The organism is Kitasatospora sp. NPDC059571 (assembly GCF_042735675.1).
Taxonomy (GTDB): domain Bacteria; phylum Actinomycetota; class Actinomycetes; order Streptomycetales; family Streptomycetaceae; genus Kitasatospora.
This window is the reverse complement of the sequence record NZ_JBHWBW010000451.1, coordinates 1-6,447: the sequence shown is the minus strand read 5'-3', so window position 1 is coordinate 6,447 and position 6,447 is coordinate 1. Positions and strand designations below refer to the sequence as shown.

Sequence of the window (6,447 nt, the reverse complement as noted above, 5' to 3'; positions counted from 1 at the left end):
GGGGGGGGGTCGGGGGGGGGGGGGCGGGGGGGGGCGGGTGGGTTGGCCGGATGGTCGGGGGGGGCGGGGTGCCGGCGGGGCCGGGCCGCCCGCGCACCGGTCAGGTGATGGCGAGCCGGTCGACCAGCAGCTCCACCCTGCGCTCGGTGTCCTCCGGCGGGAGTCGTCGCGCCCGGGTCAGGGTGGCCACTCCGTGCAGGGCCGCCCAGAACACCTCGGTGAACAGTCCCGGATGCACGCCGTCCCCGGCGACCTCTTCGAGGCTCTCCAGCAGGGCGGCGAAGCCGTCCTTCAGCGGCGCGGGGGTGTCCTCGTTCGCGAAGGCCAGGCCGCCGTCGAGCTGGAACATGGCGTCGTAGACCGCCGGGTTGCGTGCGGCGAAGTCGAGGTAGGTGCGGGCGAGGGCGGTGACCCGGTGGCGGGGGCCGTCCGCGGCGGAGGTCGCGGCCCGCAGCGCCGCGGCCATCTCCGTGGCGCCCTCGAGGGCGACGGCGCCGATGATCTCGCGTTTGCCGCGGAAGTGGCTGTAGAGGACGGGCTGGCTGTACTCGATGCGCTCCGCGAGCCGGCGGGTGGTGACCGCGTCCCACCCCTGTTGCTCGGCGAGTTCGCGGGCGGTCGCCACGATGAGGCGTTCGCGCTCGGCCCGCTCGCGCTGTTTGCGTTCCTGTACCGACATGGCTCGATCCTAGCACCGCTAGACAATCAAGCGGCAGCAGTACTACCGTTGCTCCATCAGCTAGCAACGCTAGATGCCTGGAGGGATCGCCATGCTCAACGCACTCGAGGTCGTCACCACCGTGGTCACCGGCGTGATGGTGGGGGTGGAGTTCTCCGTCGCCTTCGTCATGAACCCGATCTTCAGCGCACTCCCCGAGGACAGTGGCCAGCTCGCCCGCGCCCACGGGGGGCGGATGCTGGGCGCCGTGATGCCGTTCTGGTACATCACCTCACTCGTCCTCGCCGCGGTCTGGGCCGTCGCCGGATGGCAACGGCCCGGGGCCGGACTCGTCGTCACCGCCGGCGCGCTGCTGATCGCCAGTGTGCTCATGTCGGTCCTGCTGCTTGTCCCGATCAACAACCGCAGCAAGACCTGGACCCCCGAGAACCGGCCCGAGGACTGGAAGGAGCAGATGAGCCGCTGGGACCGCTTCCACTACATCCGCGTCGCCGTCATCATCGCCGCCTTCGCCCTGCTGGTCGCCGCCCTCGCCTGAACCCGCGGGCCGCACCCTAGGCGAGTAGATCCGAAGTTCGGGCCCGCCAAAGGGTCGAGGGCGTCCAGGATCAGTTCGTGACGACCGACCTGAACACCCTCTTGACCGTACTTCACGTGAAGATCGACGACGAGATCGGAGGAGGCGATGGCTGGGACGCCCGCCCTTGCTGAGCGACTCCGAACTCGTGTGCCCTGCGGTGGCCCAGGCGCTGCTCGGGTACCACTCCGAGGCCCGTTGGCTGCGTTACGCGCACAAGCGCCTGTCCGGCATGTTCCCGTACCCGCCCCAGCGCGCGGGCTACAACGAGGGACTCCGGTCGGCACTGCCTCTGGGCAGCGCGTGATCCGGGAACTGGCCCGGGAGAGCGACTTCTGGACGGACACCGTGTGGATCGCCGACTCCACGCCGGTGCCGTGCGGCATGTCCCGCCCGACCGTGCAGCGGACGATCATGGCCGGCTGGGCCGGCTACGGCTACGGCGCCTCACACTCCCGATTCTTCTGGGCCCTGCGGCTGTACCAGGTCTGCACGCCGACCAGCATGCCAATCCTGTGGGCCCTGGCCAACCCGAAGCTCGACGAGCGGGAGGCACTGGCCGGATGCTCGAAGTCGACACCGAGCTGGTCGCCCGACACGAGGGCATCTTGCTCATGTCGGACAAGGGCTTCGCCTCGAAGGCGTTCGAGCGTGAACTCGCCGATCTGGGTATCGAGTTGCTATGGACCTCGTTCAAACGCGAGCAGAAGCGGTTCGGCGACTCGATGCTCAAGAAGGTCCGCCAGCTGATCGAGTCGGTCAACGACACCCTCGGGGGGCGGCTTGACCTGGAACAACACGGCGGGCGGACATTCGAGGGCGTAGCGAACCGGGTGGCCCGGCGAGTCCTGGCGATGGCGGCCGGGATCTGGCACAACAACCAGGCCGGGGCACCCGACACGCGCTCGCTGATCGCATTCGACCACTGACGGCATCCGGCGGTGACCGCAGGCAGGCTCTCGCCTGGTCAGAGGGCCTCGGTCTGCTCTGGGGTCACGCATCGGACGTGGTCGCCAACCTGCACGATGTAGCCCTTCGGTGGCTCCAAGGACGTCGTCCACCAGATCCCGGTGACCTCGCCGACAGCTTCCGTCGTCCCGCTCGGTGAGTCCGACTCCGTGTGGATTCGGACGTGCGTTCCGTCGGGCAGGTCGCTGCGATAGCGGGGCGGCATGTCGGGATGAAGTCGTCCTCTGGAGATCAGGAACTCCGGCCGTAGCCCCCAGGGACTGCCGTCCTCGGTCTCCACCGAGTAGATCGGCCCGACGTAGCCATCGCGCTCGTCCTGCTCGATGACACACCCGACGATCACACCACGGCTGCCCACGACCTCCGGCCCGAGCCGGCCCAGTCTCGGAATGGGCGGATGCGGAGTCGTCAGTTCCACCATCTCGCCGTAGGCCAGGGTGGCTTGCTCGGGCCACGGAGTCTCGTCCAGCAGCCGCTGCTTCTCGACCGTCATGGGCCCCTCCAATTCATGGCCTCGGTGGACCCGCCACACCATAACCGCGAGGCGATTGGCCTGAACGGTCTGGCCGGCCCTTCAGCCGCGCGATCATGAGACTTCGGCCACCATCACATCGGACCTACTCGTCTAGGCAGGTGGGTCGGTGTCCCGGAGCGATTGCAGGGCCCGGTCGAGGCGGGCGGTGCGGGCGTCCGGGGTGCGGGCCCGGAGCAGGGGGAGGATCAGCAGGTAGCGGGCGGTCCGGTCGAGCGCCTCGAAGGCCCTCGCCGCCGCGGGCTCCGCGGCCAGCGCCGCGGCGAGGTCGGACGGCACCGTCGCCGTCCGCTGCGACGCGTAGGCCGCCGCCCACCGCCCGTCCTCCTGGGCGCGGCGGACCTCCGCGAGGCCCGGCTCGCGCATCCGGCCGGCGGCGGTCAGCGCGGCGACCCGGTCCACGTTCACCTGCGACCACGTGCTCCGCGGCCGCCGCGGCAGGTACTTCTGCAGGTAGTGCTGCTCGTCGCAGGAGCGGCGCAGGCCGGAGATCCAGCCGTAGCAGAGCCCGATGTCGACCAGCTCGTCGTCGGTGACGGTCGGGATGCCGGACCTCTTCTTCGCCATCCTGATCCACACGCCCTCCCGGCGCGTGTGGTGCCCGGCCAGCCACTCCTCGAACGCGGCGCCGTCCGCGAAGGCGAGGACCTCGACCCCGTCGATCTCGTCCATGCGGCCGAGGCTATCTCCCGCCCCCGCGTGCTGCGGGAGGTCGGCCGGGATGGGCGCTCAGTCGCCGTCCGCGGCGAACGGGCCCTCGTCGGCGAACCGGCGCAGCTGTTCGGCGAACGCCCTGGCGTCGGCCTGCGGCCACGAGGCGAGGGAGTCCTCGATGGCCGCCGCCAGTCGCTGCCGGGTGGCCGACACCGTGGCCGCGCCCTCGTCGGTGAGGGCGAGCAGGGTGGCGCGGCCGTCGGCCGGGTCCGGTTGGCGCTGCAACAGGGCGGCGCGTTCCAGTCGGTCGGCGCGCCGGGTGACGGTCGTTCGGTCCAGCCCGATCTCGCGGCCGAGGTCGGCGGCGCTGCAGGGGCCGGTCCGGGCGAGGCCGCTGAGGACGGGATAGGTGAGCTCGTCGACCGCCTCGCCCAGGCCCTCGGTGAGGCGGGTGTAGAGGCGGGCGCGGGTGCTGCGCCGCAGGAGCAGCCCCAGTGCATCGGCGATGTCGTGTCCGGGCGTGTTCGTCACCCCTTCAGATTAGCGTGCGCCGCGCACGCTTCTCCTGCTACAGTCGGAAGCGTGCTCAAGGCACGCACTTTCACCGCCGTCGCTCACGGCGAGTGCTCCCTGCGAACCGGAGGATTCCCGATGAACCGCACCGACATCACCGCCGCCCTCACCGACCTGCTCCTCACCCCGGGCCTCGACCTGGACGAGGCCGCCGACCGGCACTTCGCCCCCGACTACCGCCAGCGCACCGACGGCCGGTGGGACGACCGGACGGAGTTCCTCGCCCACATGGCCCACCTGCGCACCGTGGTGGCGGGCGGCTCCGTCGAGGTGCACGACGAACTCGTGAACGGCGACCGCTACGCCGACCGCCACACCGTGCAGGTGACCAAGACCGATGGATCCACCGTCCGTATGGAGGTCTACCTCTTCGCCGAGTTCGCCCCCGACGGGCGCTTCCGTCGGATCGAGGAGACCACCCTCCTGCTGGAGGGCGCCGAGGGCGACCGGAACCTCGGCAGTGCGCGCTGAAGGCCACCCCGTGCGAACCGCCGGCCGCGTCCCGGGGCCTGTCGGGGCGGCCTCACCCGGCCGCTCGGCCCGGGGTGGGCAGCAGGCGGTGGGCCCGGCCCTCGGCGACGACCCGGACGGCGGCAACGCCGGGCAGTGCTCCGCGTACGCCGCCGACCGGATCGGCGTCATCCCGGCCCGTGCGGCGGAGCGCGGCGAGCGGGCACCGGGCACCGAGGGGGTGCCCGCTCGCCGTGGTCGCCCCGATGGTGTACCGGATCCTCTTCCGGCCCGGCCGCCTGGACGCCGGCCACGCGCGCACCCTGGTCGCCGCGCTGCTCGCCGGGCCGCACTGAGCAACGTCCGGTCGGCAGCCGGCTATGCCGACACGGCTGTCAGCGACCGAACTTCGCCCTGGCGGCGGGGGTCACCGGGGTGAACAGGTTGACCAGGTTGCCGTCCGGGTCGCGCAGGATCAGCGACCGGTTGCCCCAGGGCATCGTGGTCGGCGCGTTCACGAACCCCTCCACCTGCCCGCTCAGTTCCGCGTACAGCCCGTCGACGTCCTCGACGAGGAACTCGACGATGGCGCTGCGGTTGGCGCCGGCCTCGGCGGCGCCCGGCGCGAACAGCGGTACGGTCCGGGTGCTCGCGATCGCCAGCGTGGCGGGCCCGATGGCGAGTTCGGCGAAGTTCTCGTTGCCCCAGGAGGCGGTCGCGCCGGTGACGCGCTCGTAGAAGCCGACCAGGCGTGCGACGTCCTCGGTGATGAGGCGGATCGAGACGAGGTTCATGGGGTTCTCCGTGGTGCTCGGTGGTGCTGCGGACGAGAGCCACGCTAGGACGGATACCGGACAGGTTCCGCCCGGTATCTGCGGGAGAATTCCCGGTATGTCGAAACCGACGTCCCGCGTCCTCGCCCTGCTGGAACTCCTCCAGGCGGGCGGGGTCCGCCCCCTGGCCGAACTGGCGGCCCGGCTGGAGGTGGACGAGCGCACCGTCCGCCGCTACATCGGGCACCTGGTCGAGCTGGAGATCCCGGTCGTCTCGGTGCGCGGCCGGTACGGCGGCTACCGGCTCGCGCCCGGGTACCGGATGCCCCCGCTGATGCTCACCGACGACGAGGCCGTGGCCGTGGTGCTGGGGCTGGTCGCCGGCCGGCACGCCGGGTCCGCCGGACCGGCCGGCACGGCAGCCGAGACCGCCCTGGCCAAGATCCGCCGCGTCCTTCCCCGGCGCTTGGCCGACCGGCTGGACGCCGTCCTCGGATCGCTCGCGTTCACCGCGGGCCCGAACAACGCCGGTACCCCGGACGGCACCGGCGCCCCGGGCGGCGGCGAGGTGGACAACGCCGTCCTGCTCTCCCTGGCCGATGCCGTCCGCCACCGCACACCGGTCGAGATCGCCCATACGGCCGCCGACGGCCGGCGCAGCGTCCGGACGGTCCATCCGTACGGCCTGGTCGTCCACTCCGGCCGGTGGTACGTGACGGGGCTGGACCCCGCGGTGGGGGAGGAGCGCACCTTCCGGCTGGACCGCATCACGGACGCGAGGAGCCGCCCCGGCACCTTCGAGCCGCCCGCCGGCCCCGATCCGGCGGAGCGCCTGGTGGCCGGCTTCGCCGCGGCGGCTTACCGGCACCGGGTGGTCCTGCGGATGCAGGCGGCCCCCGAGCAGATCCGGACCCGGCTCCCCGCCACCGTTGCGACCGTGGAGGAGCTCACCGAGGACACGGAGGCCGTCGGCGAGGGGAGTTGGTGCCGCGTCGAGCTCCGCGCCGAGCACCTGGACTGGCTCCCGGCCGTACTCGCCGCACTCGACCGGCCGTTCGTGATCGAGGAGCCGGACGAGCTGCGCGACCTGGTCCGCGGACTTGCCCGGCGGCTGGCGGGGGCCCCCCCCCCCGCCCGGGCGCCCGCCCCCCTCGGGCCTCCGGTGCGGCTCCACGACGGTGTCGATGCCGTGGTCGGCGATGATCCGGGCGACGGCCGGGCGGCGCAGGTCGACCTGGGC

8 protein-coding genes and 1 pseudogene are annotated in these 6,447 nt (G+C 72.2%); 4 read left to right on the top strand and 5 right to left on the bottom strand.

The window, feature by feature from the left end:
* Window positions 1-100 precede the first annotated feature (100 nt).
* Window positions 101-679 carry a TetR/AcrR family transcriptional regulator gene (locus ACFV0G_RS32580; RefSeq protein WP_380555797.1) on the bottom strand — a complete coding sequence of 193 codons (579 nt, stop codon included), beginning with the start codon at window positions 677-679 and terminating at the stop codon, window positions 101-103.
* Window positions 680-770: 91 nt separating this feature from the next.
* Between ACFV0G_RS32580 and ACFV0G_RS32575 the strand changes: the two genes are divergently transcribed.
* On the top strand, window positions 771-1,217 hold the full coding sequence (locus tag ACFV0G_RS32575) for an anthrone oxygenase family protein (RefSeq protein WP_380555795.1): 447 nt from the start codon (window positions 771-773) through the stop codon (window positions 1,215-1,217).
* Between the two features lie 77 nt (window positions 1,218-1,294).
* Window positions 1,295-2,185: pseudogene (locus ACFV0G_RS32570) on the top strand (IS982 family transposase).
* Window positions 2,186-2,223: 38 nt separating this feature from the next.
* Here the strand turns inward: ACFV0G_RS32570 and ACFV0G_RS32565 are convergent.
* The 3 genes from ACFV0G_RS32565 to ACFV0G_RS32555 form a co-directional block, all read right to left on the bottom strand.
* The gene (locus ACFV0G_RS32565; RefSeq protein ID WP_380555793.1) at window positions 2,224-2,718 is read right to left on the bottom strand and encodes a hypothetical protein; all 495 of its coding nucleotides are present in this window, start codon (window positions 2,716-2,718) and stop codon (window positions 2,224-2,226) included.
* Between the two features lie 132 nt (window positions 2,719-2,850).
* Window positions 2,851-3,429 (bottom strand): YdeI family protein, encoded by a 579-nt coding sequence (locus ACFV0G_RS32560; protein WP_380555791.1) that lies wholly within the window; start codon window positions 3,427-3,429, stop codon window positions 2,851-2,853.
* Window positions 3,430-3,486: 57 nt separating this feature from the next.
* On the bottom strand, window positions 3,487-3,942 hold the full coding sequence (locus ACFV0G_RS32555) for a MarR family winged helix-turn-helix transcriptional regulator (protein WP_380555789.1): 456 nt from the start codon (window positions 3,940-3,942) through the stop codon (window positions 3,487-3,489).
* Window positions 3,943-4,062: 120 nt separating this feature from the next.
* On the opposite strand from ACFV0G_RS32555, the gene ACFV0G_RS32550 reads away from it, so the two are divergent.
* On the top strand, window positions 4,063-4,455 hold the full coding sequence (locus tag ACFV0G_RS32550; RefSeq protein WP_380555787.1) for a nuclear transport factor 2 family protein: 393 nt from the start codon (window positions 4,063-4,065) through the stop codon (window positions 4,453-4,455).
* 374 nt (window positions 4,456-4,829) lie between these two features.
* On the opposite strand, the gene ACFV0G_RS32545 is transcribed toward ACFV0G_RS32550, so the two are convergent.
* Window positions 4,830-5,228, bottom strand: coding sequence for a VOC family protein (locus tag ACFV0G_RS32545; protein ID WP_380555785.1), 399 nt, complete (start codon window positions 5,226-5,228; stop codon window positions 4,830-4,832).
* Between the two features lie 97 nt (window positions 5,229-5,325).
* On the opposite strand from ACFV0G_RS32545, the gene ACFV0G_RS32540 reads away from it, so the two are divergent.
* A partial coding sequence (locus ACFV0G_RS32540) for a helix-turn-helix transcriptional regulator (protein WP_380555783.1) occupies window positions 5,326-6,447 on the top strand: 1,122 nt, incomplete at its 3' end.

Coding starts and splice junctions, on each gene's coding strand:
- ACFV0G_RS32580 (WP_380555797.1), bottom strand. CDS start 679: ATGTCGGTACAGGAACGCAAACAGCGCGAGCGGGCCGAGCGCGAACGC.
- ACFV0G_RS32575 (WP_380555795.1), top strand. CDS start 771: ATGCTCAACGCACTCGAGGTCGTCACCACCGTGGTCACCGGCGTGATG.
- ACFV0G_RS32565 (WP_380555793.1), bottom strand. CDS start 2,718: ATGACGGTCGAGAAGCAGCGGCTGCTGGACGAGACTCCGTGGCCCGAG.
- ACFV0G_RS32560 (WP_380555791.1), bottom strand. CDS start 3,429: ATGGACGAGATCGACGGGGTCGAGGTCCTCGCCTTCGCGGACGGCGCC.
- ACFV0G_RS32550 (WP_380555787.1), top strand. CDS start 4,063: ATGAACCGCACCGACATCACCGCCGCCCTCACCGACCTGCTCCTCACC.
- ACFV0G_RS32545 (WP_380555785.1), bottom strand. CDS start 5,228: ATGAACCTCGTCTCGATCCGCCTCATCACCGAGGACGTCGCACGCCTG.